This window comes from Vibrio sp. L3-7 (genome assembly GCF_963898195.1).
In the GTDB taxonomy this organism is placed as follows: Bacteria; Pseudomonadota; Gammaproteobacteria; order Enterobacterales; family Vibrionaceae; genus Vibrio; species Vibrio echinoideorum.
Window position 1 is genome coordinate 291,699 of sequence record NZ_CAWQUW010000012.1, and the last position, 16,869, is coordinate 308,567.

At 42.4% G+C, this 16,869-nt stretch carries 12 protein-coding genes; 5 read left to right on the forward strand and 7 right to left on the reverse strand.

Annotation, left to right across the window (positions count from 1 at the left end; translation table 11 throughout):
• Positions 1 to 2: 2 nt before the first annotated feature.
• The 3 genes from AACW75_RS11170 to hisD all read right to left on the reverse strand — a co-directional run bounded on the left by AACW75_RS11170 (position 3) and on the right by hisD (position 3,117).
• On the reverse strand, positions 3 to 998 hold the full coding sequence (locus AACW75_RS11170) for a cupin domain-containing protein (protein ID WP_145568680.1): 996 nt from the start codon (positions 996 to 998) through the stop codon (positions 3 to 5).
• A 90-nt stretch (positions 999 to 1,088) separates the two neighbouring features.
• Positions 1,089 to 1,823 carry an SDR family NAD(P)-dependent oxidoreductase gene (locus AACW75_RS11175; protein WP_145568679.1) on the reverse strand — a complete coding sequence of 245 codons (735 nt, stop codon included), beginning with the start codon at positions 1,821 to 1,823 and terminating at the stop codon, positions 1,089 to 1,091.
• Position 1,824: 1 nt separating this feature from the next.
• Entirely contained in the window at positions 1,825 to 3,117 is a 1,293-nt protein-coding gene (gene hisD / locus AACW75_RS11180; protein ID WP_145568677.1) for a histidinol dehydrogenase, read from the reverse strand.
• Between the two features lie 324 nt (positions 3,118 to 3,441).
• Between hisD and AACW75_RS11185 the strand changes: the two genes are divergently transcribed.
• From AACW75_RS11185 to AACW75_RS11205, 5 genes are all read left to right on the forward strand, one after another.
• A complete protein-coding gene (locus AACW75_RS11185; protein WP_145568676.1) occupies positions 3,442 to 4,191 on the forward strand; it encodes an HpcH/HpaI aldolase family protein in 750 nt (249 codons plus the stop codon).
• Positions 4,192 to 4,330: 139 nt separating this feature from the next.
• Entirely contained in the window at positions 4,331 to 5,296 is a 966-nt protein-coding gene (locus AACW75_RS11190) for a LacI family DNA-binding transcriptional regulator (RefSeq protein WP_145568674.1), read from the forward strand.
• A gap of 804 nt (positions 5,297 to 6,100) precedes the next feature.
• Complete coding sequence (locus AACW75_RS11195; RefSeq protein WP_145568672.1) at positions 6,101 to 7,075, forward strand: nuclear transport factor 2 family protein; 975 nt, start codon at positions 6,101 to 6,103, stop codon at positions 7,073 to 7,075.
• 17 nt (positions 7,076 to 7,092) lie between these two features.
• The gene (locus tag AACW75_RS11200) at positions 7,093 to 8,088 is read left to right on the forward strand and encodes a nuclear transport factor 2 family protein (RefSeq protein WP_145568670.1); all 996 of its coding nucleotides are present in this window, start codon (positions 7,093 to 7,095) and stop codon (positions 8,086 to 8,088) included.
• Positions 8,081 to 9,814 (forward strand): sodium:solute symporter family transporter, encoded by a 1,734-nt coding sequence (locus AACW75_RS11205; RefSeq protein ID WP_145568668.1) that lies wholly within the window; start codon positions 8,081 to 8,083, stop codon positions 9,812 to 9,814. Before AACW75_RS11200 ends, AACW75_RS11205 begins: the two co-directional genes overlap by 8 nt.
• A 157-nt stretch (positions 9,815 to 9,971) precedes the next feature.
• On the opposite strand, the gene AACW75_RS11210 is transcribed toward AACW75_RS11205, so the two are convergent.
• The 4 genes from AACW75_RS11210 to AACW75_RS11225 form a co-directional block, all read right to left on the reverse strand.
• Positions 9,972 to 10,550, reverse strand: coding sequence for an RNA-binding S4 domain-containing protein (locus tag AACW75_RS11210; RefSeq protein WP_108111903.1), 579 nt, complete (start codon positions 10,548 to 10,550; stop codon positions 9,972 to 9,974).
• A 79-nt stretch (positions 10,551 to 10,629) separates the two neighbouring features.
• The gene (locus AACW75_RS11215; protein ID WP_017074019.1) at positions 10,630 to 11,919 is read right to left on the reverse strand and encodes an ATP-binding protein; all 1,290 of its coding nucleotides are present in this window, start codon (positions 11,917 to 11,919) and stop codon (positions 10,630 to 10,632) included.
• Positions 11,920 to 11,938: 19 nt separating this feature from the next.
• Entirely contained in the window at positions 11,939 to 12,646 is a 708-nt protein-coding gene (locus AACW75_RS11220; RefSeq protein ID WP_017074020.1) for a response regulator, read from the reverse strand.
• A 237-nt stretch (positions 12,647 to 12,883) separates the two neighbouring features.
• Positions 12,884 to 16,822, reverse strand: a complete 3,939-nt coding sequence (locus tag AACW75_RS11225; protein ID WP_145568666.1) for a zinc-dependent metalloprotease — start codon at positions 16,820 to 16,822, stop codon at positions 12,884 to 12,886.
• Positions 16,823 to 16,869: the final 47 nt, after the last annotated feature.

A 16,869-nucleotide genomic window follows, 5' to 3' on the forward strand; every position in this document is an offset into this window, starting at 1 on the left:
TCCTACAAAGCTTGTGGCTGGTCAGAACCAAGAACGACGTAAGTAAAGCTAGTACCACGTAGGTTTTCAAGGCTGTATGACGCACCATCTGGCACACTGAACACATCACCAGTGGTCAGGACGACTTGCGCCTGCTCACCGTCTTGGACGATGTTTAACAACGTATCACCTTCGAAGTTAATCAGTACCTGCTTTTCACTGCGTTTGTGTACTGGGATGCTCTCACCCTCAGTAAGTTCATAAGCCATGATACTCACGTCATCTACACTTTTAACTTGGAAGTCATAGCCAGATGATGGGTGTCCTGTTAGCGCAAACTGCTTAACGCCAGGCTTGTCAAAATCACCCGACACTTCTCGGTAATCCTTTTTCAGCGCAACAAATGGCATCATCTGTTCGGCCGTGTAGGTATCAAATTGACCAAGCTCATCAACCGTTAACAGTGGCATCAGATCAGAGTCATTTGGAACCGTATCACCGTCAATGGTATCAACCAGTGTGCCGTCTGCTTTCAGGTACAAACCGTAACCTTGGCTATCAGTAATCACACTCGGGTGCCAAACTACTCCACCACCGGAGTTATCACCACCTAACACAGAATACATAAAGCCGTAATCGCGCCCTACCACCTCAAAGCCTCTGAAAAGGTTAGTAGGAATAGAGATAACATCACCATGCGACAATACAGCTTCATTTTCACCCTCATTGCCCCAGTAAAATCTGAATTGACCTTTGAAGACAACGAACAGTTCTGCGGTATGGTGTGAATGCAGAGAGTTCTTGATCCCCGGAGGCTGACCAGCTGCGCCGATGTTAAAACCAGCCGTTTCACGAATATGAACATGTTGACGACTGCTTTCCGCGACTCCTGCCCCAATAATGCAGAAGTTATCTTTTAGATCGCTGCCTGGCGTACGCGCATCGATGAATGCACTGGTACCAGGAATCAGTTCCATGTAGCGGACTAAATTGTTATTAATTTTATGTTGTAGGGTCATTCTAAATTCCTTCTTACCTAACCTACGCTCTAGTTAATTCCCCCCAAAGCGCTGATGTTAGGTGCGTAAGCCGCGAACCGCAGCTTTACATTAATTACCTAACGGCCTGCCACCATCGACAGCAATGGTGTTTCCGGTTGAAAATGTCAGTAGTTCTGCTGCTGCATAAACGGCATTCGCAACCTCGAGATCACTCGCCAATCGTTTTAGCGGTGTTGATTGCTCTTGCGCGTTACGCCACTCATCATCGAGACCTTTAACAAATTCGGTGTCCACTAGGCCTGGAGCCACTGCAAGCACACGAATATCGGGAGACAAAGCGCGTGCTAAAGATCGTGTCATATTCTCGACTGCAGACTTACTCGCGCAGTAAGCCACGTTACTGCCCATTGCCGTTTGTGCCGCAATCGACGTGATGTTCACCACGCAGCCTTTGCCGCTTCGAAGTAAAGGTTCGAATGCGCGTACCATTGCAAATGGAGCTCGCACGTTTACACGGAAGATTTTGTCTATCAGCTCATCATTGAGTGACTCTAAATCATTGTGTGCAACAAACTTAGTCATACCAGCACAGTTCACTAACAAGTCTAAAGAAATAGAAGACTCTTTAACTTGTTCAGCTAACGCACCAATTGCTGAGCTGTCTTCAACATTCAGCTGATACATAGCGTGGCCTGAGCCTTCCAATGTATCTAAGATCGTTTGAGCTGCACTTTCGTTGCTGTTGTAGGTAAACACGACACGGTAGCCAGATTGCGCGAGCTTGTGACATATGGCGGCACCAATGCCGCCACTGCCGCCTGTAACTAAGGCGAGTTTTGTCATGTTATGCCTCTACCAATTTTTCTTTGTAACGACGAACACGGATATCAGCTTGCTCTTTATGGCCAGCGAAGCCTTCTAATGCACATAAGCGAGAGCAGTATTCACCGACTTTCAACGAAGCTGATTCCGTTACGCGCTGGTAAGTACATGTTTTAATGAATTTACCGACCCAAAGACCGCCCGTGTAACGTGCCGCTTTATTCGTTGGCAATGTGTGGTTAGTACCGATACATTTATCACCGTAAGAAACATTAGTCTCACGACCTAAGAACAACGCACCGTAGTTAGTCATGTTGTCTAAGAAGTACTTAGGATCTTTTGTCATAACTTGTACGTGCTCAGAAGCAAGATCATCGGCCACTTCAACCATCTCTTCATAGCTGTCACACAGGATAACTTGTCCGTAATTTTCCCAAGCCTTACCTGCGATTTCAGCGGTAGGAAGAATAGTCAGCTGACGTTCAACTTCTTTTACTGTCTCTTTTGCAAATGTTTCACTGTTCGTCAAAAGAACCGCTGGAGAGTTATAACCGTGCTCAGCCTGACCCAATAGATCCGCTGCTGCTAATTCAGGGTCACAACCTTCTTCATCAGCAATAACCAATGTTTCTGTCGGACCAGCAAACAAATCGATACCAACACGACCGAACAGTTGGCGTTTTGCTTCTGCAACAAAAGCATTACCTGGACCAACAATCATATCGACTGGGGCAATCGTCTCGGTACCAAGAGCCATCGAACCCACCGCTTGAACGCCACCGAAGCAGTAAATTTCGTCCGCACCCGCCATCGCCATCGCAGCAACAATCGCAACGTTTGGTTGGCCATTAAAAGGAGGAGCGCAAGCAATAACGCGTTTCACACCAGCAACCTTTGCAGTAAGAACACTCATGTGCGCAGAGGCTACTAGTGGGTATTTACCACCTGGGATGTAACAACCAACACTGTTTACCGGAACATTTTTGTGCCCTAGTACCACACCTGGCATCGTTTCAACTTCAACATCATGCATTGAGTCACGTTGGATCTGTGCAAAGTTACGTACTTGTGTTTGTGCGAATTCAATATCGTGCTTAGTTGATTCATCCAATGCGTCCACACATGCCTGAATTTGCTCATCGGTTAAACGAAACTGCTCCGGAGACCAGTTATCAAATTTCTCTGAAAGTTCACGAACTGCACTGTCACCTTTCTTTTCTATGTCAGAAAGAATGTTCTCAACCGTTTGACGTACTTGCGCGTTGTTTGATGCCGATGCTTCTTCAGTGATGCCGTGTTTTAGAATGCGAGCCATGCGTAATTCTCCTTGTGGCGTATGCCGAGTATTTGTTAATTGCTATTAATTTCAGAGGTTATTTTTTGTTTTTGTATACTTTTGGATACGAATGCAAAATAAACATAAACATTTTTTTAACACTTGGCAAATCACTATTTAACATGAATAAGTAATTACTAAGCACTTGTTTTAACGGGTTAAAATCACAAAAAACGATTAAATCACTACATGGTCGGGTTGAAAAACAATTAATTAATGCCGTATTGATCACATTGTTTTTACTCTTTTTTTACAACAACACATGTTAAGTTTTGCATACCTTTGCAATGGAGAGTAAAACAAATGGATAACTTCAAAGACATACTGAAAAACACAGACCGACTCGGAACGTTCGTCAAAACACCCCATCCGCACATCATTGAGGTGCTTGCATTAGCTGAGCTGCCTTTCGTTGTTTTGGATGCTGAACACGCACCGTTTGATCGAGCGTCATTGGATAGCTGTATTCTTGCCGCTCGCGCCAATCAACTGCCCTGCATAGTTCGAGTTCAAGATAGCCAGCCATCAACCCTATTGAATGCTTTAGATTGTGGTGCGACGGGGATTCAAATCCCTCATGTGTGCAGTGCCGAACAAGCTGAGAAGTTAGTGAAGATGTCTCATTATGGGGAAGGAGGACGTGGCTATGCAGGCTCGAGTCGCGCTGCGAAATACGCAACCAAACCGATGGCTAACCACCTAAAAGACAGTAAGAAAAACACGGTGGTGATCGCCCAAATTGAGGACCCAGAAGGCGTGGTCAATGCTGAATCGATAGCAAAAGTAGAAGGCATTGATGCACTGTTTATTGGACAAGTCGACTTAGCCGTGTCTTATGGTGCTGAGAGCGTAAATGACGAATGTGTGCGAGAAGCAAGCATAAAAATAATCAAAGCAGGTCAACAAGTTAACAAACCTGTAGGCATGTTTGTTGCGAATGCTCAAGCCGCTCGCAATTGGAAAGAGCTCGGAGTCAGTTTCTTTTGTGTGGGCTCTGAACACAAAATGATCATTGATGGCTTTCGAAATGAGCAAAGCGTCATGAATTCATAAATTTTCGTTGTGATTTCAAATGTTACACGTATTGTAATTATCAAACCGAGCTCATTAAGTATCGTGCTGCTCTTGGATTTATCGCGATATAAGGAGATTCCCCATAAAAGCGAAAGTTACCTCTATTGATGTCGCCAAAATGCTCGGCGTTTCTCAATCTACCGTTTCTAGGGCATTTAGCCCAACCGCAAGTATTAGTGAAAAGAAACGCAAAATGGTTATGGATGCTGCAACCAAACTTGGTTACACACCGAATGCCATCGCTCGTGGGCTCATTTCCAATCGCTCAGGATTGGTCGCAATCGCACTTGATAGCGAGTCGAACCCAATGTACGACTTGCAATCGCGTGCACTTGCAATGGAAATTCAAAAGCGCGGCGGTCAAGTTGTACTTTGCCCTATCGACAAAGATGACTTAGATCTCGCCATCTCACGAGCGATTGAGTACCAAGTTGATGGTTTGATCATCGCCACCAGCCGACTGACTTCACGTGCGTTTGCACAATGTGAGAAGTTTGGCGTTCACTTGAGCCTAATTAACCGATATACCGAAGGCATCAACGCGAATAGCGCTGGCTTAGATAACCAAAAAGCCGGCATGCAAGCCGCAGACTACTTACTTGATAAAGGCTATAAACAATTAGCTTACGTGAGTGGCGATGCCGGATCGATGACCAGTGACAAGCGTTGGTTAGGCTTTGCTGAAACCGTGAAATCACGTGAGGCAGCTTCACCTATCTTCATCAATTCCAAGTACAGTTTTGAAGCAGGATTAGAAGCGGCCAAAGAGTTGATAGAACACACGTCAAAACCTGACGCAGTCTTCTGTGCCAATGATATCCTCGCGATGGGCGTCATGGATGGCCTAAGACAATTAGGCTTTAGTATTCCTGGGGACTTTGCTGTTATGGGTGTCGACGATATACCAATGGCATCATGGCCTAGCTATGATCTCACCACCATCGCGCAACCAATCGACAAAATTGTTCAGAGTGCCGTTGAAGACTTAATGCAACGTATTAATGATAATGAAGATGCGAAGGGCGAGTACCTACTTGAACCCGGCACCATTATAGAGCGAGGAAGTACTGCACTTAGCCAATAAATCCTTTCTCGTTCACACCAATTAAATCCGATGCGATTGGTGTGCTATACAGCTTGTTTTTCGGCATGTTTGTCGACAAAGAGCTAGGTTACAAAAAAGGTCGTGATACTCGTCAACCTAGCTATAGGGTTTGTCACTCCCCCACTCGTCGCCAACTTATTTATGGCAAGCCAAGTGGTTAATGTGCCCATTGAATCCTTGTCTTGAGCCATAATAAGATGGATAGACGCTCTACTCGTAGCTTTGATGCCCATCACCTTTATTACTGTATCTTCCAGAGTTATTGTCTTAAGCGTTCCCATGAACAAAGCCACTTGATATTCACCTTTGAGTGGCTTTTTCAATCCAACCATTCCCAAAATTATTGTTGCATGCGAACCCATTAGAAGCCAAACAAGTTCGAACAAATAATTAACAATTCAAATCAAACCCCATCGTACAAGAATCATTACTCTAAATTTTCTCTCGTCATCACTTCGACATGACAAATCGTCACAGAGTATTCTCTGATTTCACACACTTCTCCTCAAATTTAAATAAATAACAATAAAACAATAACTTAAACAATAAAATACTATCTTCAAACCCAATCATGTTGTTCATATACACTCGATAAATAGTGAACCATCACTTAATCACCTTAAAGAGAACCGTATTTGGAGAGTTGTTAAAAAACAGATCTAACCCACAATAAGGAAACATATGCAAAACACCTCATTGACACGGTCGTAACAAAAAGCAATATTGGATACGTAACCAAAAATAATCCAATAACTAATTTTATGACGCATCAGGAGATGATTAATGGCTATGGTTGGCTTTGATTCAAAATGGCAAGATTTTCCAGACTACATATTAGGTATCACTAAAGAAATTTGGGAAGATCGAGGTCTAAGTACCCTACATAATTATTACTCACCTGACATTATCGTCCGTACACCACTCTCCATCACAAAAGGAAACGAACAGGTCATCAGCGCGACCATGGGCACGCTAGCTGAGTTCCCGAACCGTACTTTATTGGGTGAAGACGTTATTTGGTCAGGAACTCCTGAACAAGGCATGCTTTCATCACATCGAATCATTTCAACGGCCACTCACACTAATGATGGTGTATTTGGTAAAGCCACGAATAAAACACTTAAGTTTCGAATTATCGCAGACTGCCATGCCATCAATAACCAAATCAATGACGAATGGATGATCCGAGACATCGCTGCGATTTCAAACCAACTAGGTATGACGTCAGAAGAGTACGCTCGTCAACAAATTGAAATGGAAGGTGGCGTTGAACAATGCCCATACCCTTTCACTCCCCAAGTCGACATACAAGGCCCTTACCTTGGCGTGGGTAACGACAATGAATACGGTCAGCGCTATGAAGACATACTGCGACGTGTAATGAGTGCTGAGTTCTCAGTAATCCCAAAGGAATATGACCGAGCTTGTATCGGTGAGTACACGGGTGGTCAAACTGCGCTCTCTCATAATGAGATCGACCAGTTTTGGATGTCACTACGATCTTCCTTTCCGAACGCTGAGTTCAAAATTCATCACCGTATTGGTCGCAATGACGAAATGATGTCCCCACGTGCTGCTATTCGTTGGTCGCTACAAGGCAAGCATGAAGGTTATGGCATGTTTGGAAAGCCTACAGGAAAAGACGTCTACATCATGGGAATCAGCCATGCAGAGTTTGGGCCTTGGGGCCTACGCAGAGAGTTTACTCTACTTGATGAAAGTGCTGTCTGGAAACAGATTTTAGTCCAAATCGGTTAACTATATAAGGAAGTATTATGTTGAACAGCTTGATAGAAAATTTCTACAAAACCTATTTTAACGCTCACTCATCAGAACGGACTCAAGTAGCCCATGAGATGCTAAATGCTAACGTTAAATGGTGTGTCGCTCATCCGATAAACGACGTGTCTGGTATCGGTGCGACTGAGCAAGCATTTCTATTGCCGCTAATAAACTCGCTACCTGATGTTGAACGACGCCCTTCAATCAGTATGCAAGGTGAATACGAAGGCCGCACTTGGGTAAACTCTACGGGTTATTTTGTTGGCACATTTACACAACCGTTATTTGGTATCCCAGCAACAGGAAAAACGCTCTACTTGCGCTACACCGAAATGGTCTGCATCCAAGATGGTCAAATTACTGAATCCTATTTAATACCTGATTTTATTGATGCAATGAACCAAGTTGGCGTTAATCCGTTACGAAAAAGCCTAGGTCATACAGGATTAGTTCCAGCTCCAGCGACTCAAGATGGAATACAGACAGGTAGCATCGAGACGGAAGAGAGTGAGAAAAGCCAAAAGCTAGTACTAGACATGCTGGCTTGCTTGGGTCGATTTGACGGCAAGCGTCTTGATTCAATGGATCTAGAAAACTACTGGCATGACGATTTTATGTGGTACGGACCTGCTGCGATTGGTACGACACGTGGTATCCAAGGTTTCCGAGACCACCATCAAGGACCGTTTGTCTTTGCCTTCCCTGATCGGAGTGTCGATATAGAGCTCAATATTTTATCCAAAAATGACTACGTATCCACAGGTGGTTGGCCACACATGCACGGTACACATACTGGCACCAGTGGCTGGTTAGGATTAGCACCTACAGGCAAGCACATCGAGCTTCGTGTTATGGATATCTGGCGACGAGAAGGAGAGTTACTTAAGGAAAACTGGGTCGCTATCGATATAGCACACATATTGAAACAGCTTGGTTACGATCTGTTTGAGCAAATGGAAGAACAATTAAAAGGACGTGAGCATGTATGAGTTTGGAGCTTTAAACTGGACAATTCTCGGTACTTATATCGTCCTTACTTTAGTTATGGGTGCGCTAGTTGGTAGACGTGTTACTTCCGCTAACCAATTTGCATTAGGCGATAGAAATATCCCATGGTGGGCCATCGGTATTTCCGTTGTGTGTACCTATGTCAGTGCTATGTCTTTCTTGGGTGGGCCGGCTTGGTCTTACAAAGAAGGCTTGTCGGTGATCGCTATTCACCTAAACTACCCTTTAGTGATTTTCTTTATCGTTGCTGTGTTTATGCCGTTTTTCTACAACAACGGTCTAACTTCAATTTATGAATATCAAGAACGACGCTTTGGTAAAGCCTCGCGTATCACTCTGTCTTTAATTTTCTTAATTAAACAGGCGATAAGCTCAGCGGCGGTCTTATATGCGACCTCATTAATCCTTGAGTTCATTACGGGTATCGACGTTACTTATTGCATCGTCATTGTCACTGTTATCGCGCTGATCTATACCGTAATGGGGGGAATTGCCGCCGTTATTTGGACAGATGTAATTCAAGCGGTCATTTTGTTTCTTGGTGCATTCATCATCATCGAAGCCGTTTGGAATGGCATGCCACAACCCATGACCGAAGTGATGCAAGGTCTCAAGTCACAAGGCATGACGAATGCATTACAAACTAATTTAGATTTGAGCCAAGTTACCACCGTATGGGCTGGCGTTATCGCAATGACAATGTTCCACACTACTGTGTATGGCGGTAACCAAATGATGGTTCAACGCTGTATGGCGGCTAAAAGTATGGGTGATGCGAAAAAAGCGATGTTAATGATGGGTTATGTTGCTTTCTTCATCTACTTCGTATTCATTCTGTTAGGCGTGTTATTTAACGCTTATTACGATGGTAAAGAGTTTGAAAACGGCAACACCATTATCCTGCACTATGCCAGCGAATATGGTATGCCAGGGCTGATGGGTATCATCGCTGCGGCTATTCTTGCAGCAAGTATGTCAAGCCTAGATTCCGCTTTTAACTCTATGGCTACCGTCTCTGTTACTGACTTCTATAAACGCTTTTATAAGAAAAACGAGTCAGAGGAACATTACCTCAAAGCATCGCGTTTCTTCACGGTTATGTGGGCGTTATGTATCATCATTCCAGCCTTCATGTTTGCGACCAGCACCGGCTCAGTTTTAGAAATATTAAGTAAAGCGGGTTCATATTTCGTGGGTGCAAACTTCTGTATGTTCGTGCTTGGCTTCTACTCTAAACATATAACAGAAAAGGGGCTATTAATTGGTGTCGCTGCAGGCTTCTTGGCTATTTGGTATGTTGCTGTTGCGACTGATATTGCTTGGCCTTGGTACTGTGTTATCGGTGTCTTAGTTAATGCTATTGTCGCGTACGCTGCAAGCTTACTGCTTACCGGTAAACAAACAAAAATGCACCTCTACACAATCAAAGGTCAACAAGCAGAATATGCACGTTTGAACAAACCGCTCAAAGAAGATGGTTGGTATGTTGTTCCGGGTAAAGTCGATGCACCTTGTTGGGGGCTACTCGTCATGTTTGTATTCTCTCTCGTTTTACTTTGGGGGATTAACGAGTTTATTGAAAACGCACCGATGTTGATTAACTTTATCCGAATCTGCTCTGTTATTGTTGCGGCAAGTGTCATCGGTTATATGATTTACTCATTCAAGCGATCTAAGACGTCAAATGAAGTAGAACAAACCAGCTAGAGTTACCCTCAAATTAAACTAGCTCCAACAAAAAAGGCCCACTAGATAGTGAGCCTTTTGATATCTGCTTAACGCAAAACCGAGATTTAGCGCTGCTTGATTTTCAAACGAATAGTTCTAAAAGAATAGTTTTAGAGCAGCAGTTTAGAGCTGTAGTTTAGAAGAATTCAATCGAGTTACGGCCGCTTTTGTCATCACGTTGTGGCTTAGGCGTATCCGCTTTCTTTTTCGCTTTGTTATCTTTCTTCTTCTCTTTTTTCTCTTTCTTCGGTTCAGCCTTCGCACTCAACATTTCTGCCATGCTTTTCTTAGACTCTTTCTTTTTTGAGTCCTTACTTGGCTGGTCTTTTTTAGCTTGCGATTTTTTAGACTGAGCTTTCTTCGCCTTGTTGTCTTTTTTAGGCGCATCTTTCTTTTTCGGCTTGTCTGATTCTTCCTGTACTGGCTGATCACACACCACTACATAGTACTCTTGATTGAATTCAAAGAAGTCACCATCGTACATTTTACGACGTTTACGAGTTTCTAATTCACCATTAACCGCGACATAACCTTCAGAAATGATGTGCTTAGCTTCACCGCCACCACTCACTAGGTTAGCAATTTTAAACACTTTGTAGAGCTCGATTGGCTGTGATGAAACATCGATACCAATTGCTTCAATCTCAATCTCTTCGCCTTCTTCTCCAAGCTCTTGGCCTTCGTAGTCAGCGTCTTCGTAATGTTCTTGGTCCATGGTGACCTCTACCTAAGTATGTACTTCTGAAATATTGGGCGCAGTGTAATCTTAAAACAACAAAATGACCATGTTGAATTTATAACTCCAACCTAGGAAACGACAACGCAAAACACGCACCGTCCATGTAACTTTCTCCAACCGTGACGTGTGCTTGGTGTCGGTCACACACTTGTTTGACGATAGCCAACCCTAGGCCATGACCCGTTTTTCCCTTATTCCTAGCGGCATTAGCACTGTAAAAAGGATCAAACAAATAAGGCCAATGTTCCGCTTCAACACCTTTACCATCATCATGAACTTCAATGACAAATTCGTTGTCGGTATACCATAATTCAATCACGATTTTGGTATCAGCAAACTTAAAAGCATTCCGCACAATGTTATCCACGGCTCTATTGAATAATTTTAGATCGACATAGAAAGAAGCGGGAACTTTTAATGGAACCTTGATGATATCTAGTTTTGTCTCTTTTTCCCAAATACTACAACGCTCATTTAACCATTCATTAGCATCAATAGGTTGTCTGAGTAACTCAAAGCCACCCCTTTCCAAACGAGCGTAATATAATAACTCATCAACCATGTCTTCCATTTCTTCCGTATCTGCAAGAATACGAGCTATCGCTTTAGATTGTTGTTGAGTTGGCGCTAAATCACTCAGCAATTCCGCTTGCCACTGAATCCGAAATATTGGTGTTCTCAATTCATGCGCAACAGCATTAGTCAGTGATTTATTACTATTGATTAAGTCCCTTATCTTGTCTGCCATGACATTAAAACTACGATTCAACGTGCCCAATTTTATGCTATTTTTCTCAGATGCTCTCTCTAACAACTCACCATGAGAAAATGCAACAGTCGCCATTTCAAGGTTGTTTAATCGCCGCTTAATTCTCCAAACTAAAAATAGGCCACTAAACGCAAAACCAGTTATGGCAAAAACCCAAATAAGCCGGTTTTCAAACTTAATTTGCTTCCTCAGATAGGAATCTTTGTTCTTAGATAACTCATATAACTCATCACTTCCAACCAACCTTAACCAAAGGAAGTATTCGTCATGGTAGTAAACATTTCGGCCTTGTTGCTGAAACGCTTTTCTCACTAATTCGGGAGCGTTATCAAAAGGCATGATTCGTAGGTTCTGCCGAGTCTTGTCCGCATAACTTTTTAATAGATTCTGCGTTTCAAGCAAACCTTTTTCACGGTAAACCACATCAATCAATTCTTGATAAGCTTCTGCTTCATGGTCTCGTAAAATATATTCATAGTCAGTGCTTAGCTTGTAAACAATAAAGGCGTAGGAATATATACTGACTAAGAAAATGACAGTAAGTCCAGCTAGGTATTCAAAATAGATACGTCGCATATTATTTATTCAGCTATCGTTACCAACGTTCTGGTACAAACAAATAGCCTTTGCCTCTTACAGTAATGATCTTTTTAGGTGGGATGGTTATATCATTGAGTTTCTTTCGTAATACTACGATTTTGTTGTCGATAAAACGGTCAATACCATCATAGTCGACACCTCTCAATTCTTGAGTAAGAAAGTTACGAGAAAGTACTTGCTCAGGAGAAGATGCTAACAACCAAAGTAGCTCAAATTCGCTTTCAGCAATTGAAATATCCTGATCTGCATGTCTACAACTTTTAGTCGTTCGATTTAAACTCAACTTACCAAAAACCAACTCATTTTTACTACTCACCTCAGCGCTTATTGAACTTTCAGGAGAGCGGCGCAACAACATTCTCACTCTTGCAAGTAAGACTCTTTGACGAATTGGTTTGCTAATAAAGTCATCGGCGCCAGTTTCTAATGCGGCAACATGGTCAAAATCATCATCACTAGCTGTCAGAATGAGTATTTTCCCGTTAAATTGACTTCGAACTTGCCTGCAAATAGTTAACCCGTCAACCTCGGGGAGCATTAGATCTAACAGCACAATGTCAGGCTGAATCGTTAAAATTTGCTCGCACGCTAATGCTCCATCAGAAATAGTGACGACTTCAAAAGATTGGCTTTCAAAGTAATCCTGTAACATCTCTCTTAGGATGGGATCGTCTTCTACGATCACGAGTTTCGGGTTGGTCATAAATCCTTTTCACCATGCCTTCTGCTAGCTTGCGAACCGCTTCTTTATATCAAAATTCAGCACATTCTTTTTACATAGCTTCTATTTATAAAAATAACAAAAACATCTATATAACATATAAATAAAAGATAATGCAGCTAAAAATAGATTAAATACTCTTAATTTTATACTCAAAAAAACCGATTACCTTAACAAGGTAATCGGTTCGATTTACGAGTTTATCTAAGCGTTGCCTGTTTAGTCATCGTAAACGGGAAACTGTTCAAATGCGCGACGATAGTTTGTGTATTCGTTCGTACTCCAAAGTCTTAACTCTTCAGGGTCATAGTTGTACACTTCTTTGTGAGCAGCGTTCGTTGAACTGGTGTTGTTATCCGCTATCTGATCACCAAAGATTTGTGCCAAATTAAATATACGATCGTGATCTTCATCTTCGAATTTACCAATCGAGTTATTTTTTACCGTCTCTAAGCTAGATTGCGGGTTACACTTACGTTTCATGTGATCTTCAGTGGACTCTCCGTCTACTTTAAATCGTAAACATTTCTTACCATCTACTTCATATTTTTCAAACTGCTGATTAAATATAAACCAACTTGTGGTATCTCGAAGAGCTATAAGCGCCTCTCTATCACCGACGGCAATAATACGAGCTTCGTTGCGATCTCGCGTATTCTTAAACACAGATAGCGCGTTACGGACTCGGTACGGCAAACCGTTCAGTTTCTCTACACGCGCTTTCTGTTCTTCTGTATACAAAGCTCGTGAAGCTAAAGCATTTGCAAGTGTATTACGTGAACTCAACGAGTAATTTGTCCCTTTCCAAGTAAAGTTAATCCCATCTTCGTCGGCATAACTACTATTCGCATAGTTGACATGGATAGAGTCGCTAAACCCAGATACAGAGTCACTCAAACCATATTCATTTGCACGGTTATACTTATTTAGGTTAGCCAATAAGGTTCCAAAGTACGGCACCTTCGTATCTTGGCTGGCTCCCTCAGTCCAATACACAAATGCTTCATTACCACCCATTGAGAAATAACGCTTCATTGGCCACAGATATGAAGGCGTCGCTTCAATTGTTTCAGTAATGTCTTGTTTGTACTTCAGAACCGTCTCTATGTAACCCCCTTTCCCATCAACAAAAACAGCTTGGCGAGCTTCTGCTCTACCCGTTAAGTCGGATAGATACGTATATAAATGTGAAATTTTGTCTGACATATCAACCAACGCTAAGCTCGAATTCTCTGTTGATTTGAAAGGTGTATCACGTTTAACTAACATCTGCGCTGCTAACAGTTTGTCTGGCCATACGCCTAACAAATCAACAGAAGAAGACGATGTTTGATAAGGGTTATTCGCTTTTAAACTCGCCCATACTTTTCCATCTCGAGTTTCAGAACGAATGACGATCTCGTTAGCTTGGCTTGCTAACATCTGAACTAATTCCTCATCAAAGCAACTGGTTGGAACATCACGATTTTGCGACATGCCGCCTTGGTATGTTAACCAAAGATCAGATAACTTGGCGAAACGGTAGCGGTTAGGGACTCCATCCACACCACTCAATTCTTCAAGTTCACATACCTTATCTGGTGCTGTTAGCACTTCTAAGAAGAAATCTGCCGCTAAATTAGCTGCATTGTAGGTATCACAAATTGGACGAACACCTGCAGACAAATTATCTAATGGAATAGCATTACCTCGAAAATCCACGCAGTTGTTTCCCGCTATTTCTTCGAAAACTTGCCCTTTGTTATTCGTTGTATTTGCGCCTAAGTAACGAGCAAACATGAAGTCAATTTCACCAACATTTTCAACGATATCTCGAATTTGTTGGAACTCTCCCATTCGATATAAGAAGTAATTATATTGATGGTACTGTTCAAATCTCTCACGTCCATTTCTTTGGTTAACCGTGTCATAGCTATCTTTGTATCGCTGAATTCTAAACTCAGTAGCTTCTTGAAGGCTTGTACCTTCATCAAAACGATCACATAACAAGTTAGTGGTCGTGTGTTCATCTGTACAATAGCGATAGCTCACTAACGAATCTGGAATACCATTTTGACCAGCGTTAGCTCTCAAGTGTGCAATAACACCCGTTGGATAAACCTTATAGTCATTAGATAACTGACGGTCATACTCAGCCAAAGAATAGACTTTACGCTTTTGAGCTCCAGTGGCATCCACTACAGCGACATCATCACCCTCGCTATTTGTGTTAACGATGAGCTCATTTGTTTCAACCTGACGAGCATAAGCAAAACGCAAAGCGGCCTTGTCGTACTTACCAAACGTCAGCAGTTCATCAAATATTGATGCACCGTAATCCATGATCGAACTGTAAGCCGCTGGCTTATCAAGGTGCCCAATTTTGCTTTGTGCAAGCTCAGCCTCTGTATAAAAATGGCTTTCGTCCGTTGACCCCATAAAGTTATGACGTAAGCCAAGGTTATGCCCAAGTTCATGAATCAATGTAGATTTAAACATATGCTTTGAAATCGCTTGGCTTGCTAACTTCTGTTGATCAATCGTTAGCTCTTCCCACGTTTTCATGTTGCTTTGATCAGCGCCGGCAAAATAACCACCTTGGGCATAATCTAAGCCCTTCACTAAGCCCTTTGACTGGGTACTTAACCACATCGCATCAACGCTATATACATTCTGCTCAGAGAACCGCTTCAACATATCTTGGCGTTTATAGAATGATTGCAACGCAAGATCTTGATTGCTGGTATCGTATTTGAAATCCAAATCGGCTTCAGGAAGTGAATCGACTAGATTATCTTTGCCCACCAAATTAATTTCACGTTCACTCAACACTGGAACATTGACCGAAGGCCCTCGATCTTCCTCTATCATTTTGTTGAATAATTCGATCTCGGTCGGCTCCGCATTCGATGGCGAAGCACTGCTTTTAGCAGCTTTAACAACAGGCTCAACTTTTGCAATTTCTTGGCGGTTGTAGCGTTTCGCAAGGTCATCCCATGTACGACGACTTGCTGAGCGAATAACGCCTAAGTATTGGTTAACATGCGCATGAATAATTTCACCCGTTAATGGGTTAGTCGCAGAAGGGCCATAGCCAAGTAGTCCGTTGTCTACCGGATCCGCGATCAAGTTGAATACGTTGTAACGTAAGTCACCAGTTTGCACACCCGCTTTTTTATCACTATTAACAATGTTAATGCGAGGAACACCCGTGCCTTCTAATGACTGATTTACCTCTTTCATAGTATCAAGCGTAAGCTGCAGGTAAGCTTCATTGCCACCATCGAAGTAGCTGTCACTTAAGTAGTAATCGATCGACTCTAAATCGGGATTGAATCGGTTAATATAAGAAAAACGAGAACCCTGTACGTTACTTTCACCAGTGTGAGTTTTTACTTCTTTGCTATCGTTGAAAAACCCAAAGTATGCGCTGTCTTGGCCTTGATAATAAATAGGTTCGTAATTTTCACTTGCTAACTTATCGAGCTTAACAAGAGAATAGAAAAAACGTGTTTTGAATGATAAGTCTTTAAGCTCGCCACCAAACTGGTATTGATCTTCCGCTTCTGCAGTAAAGGTTCGTTCTACTTCAACGTTAATTACCCCACCCTCAGGATCGTATTCATATGAAATTAAACGAGGCTCTGCAGATTCCGTAACATTACTGGAGGTATACCAAGCTCTAATTGTGTCTTGAGATAGTGATTTAATCTCTTCATACTTAGGTACAAAGTGCGTCGCCTGACTCCAAGGTACGTCTTCATCGGCGTTGATTTCTTCTTTATTTGTACACTCGCCGTAGCTATTTTCAGCACAACGATACTGGCGGAATTCTCCAGGAATTTTAAGTACAGGGGCACGGTTTATCTCCGTATCCCAACGACTTTCATCTGTCGCATTGACCTTATCGCGATCAACTTCTTCGACATAAATACCATTAGTTTCATCAAAACGAAGCGTTACTAACTTTGGATCGCCTTGGAAAAAGCCACGCTGAGTCATAGCATAGCGAGGAGCTTCGCCAGTCGACGGCATGTACATCCAAAGTGATTCCGTATCTAAAGATTGAACAGAAATCTCTTCGGTTGGTTTTTCATAGGTGTCATAGGCACGATCTTCGGCCCCACACCCACTGAGGATTGCGGCAATACTTGCTGCGATAATTGCGTGTTTAAACATAATTTACCTATATTTATAATTATATTACATTTTTATTTCTAACTATC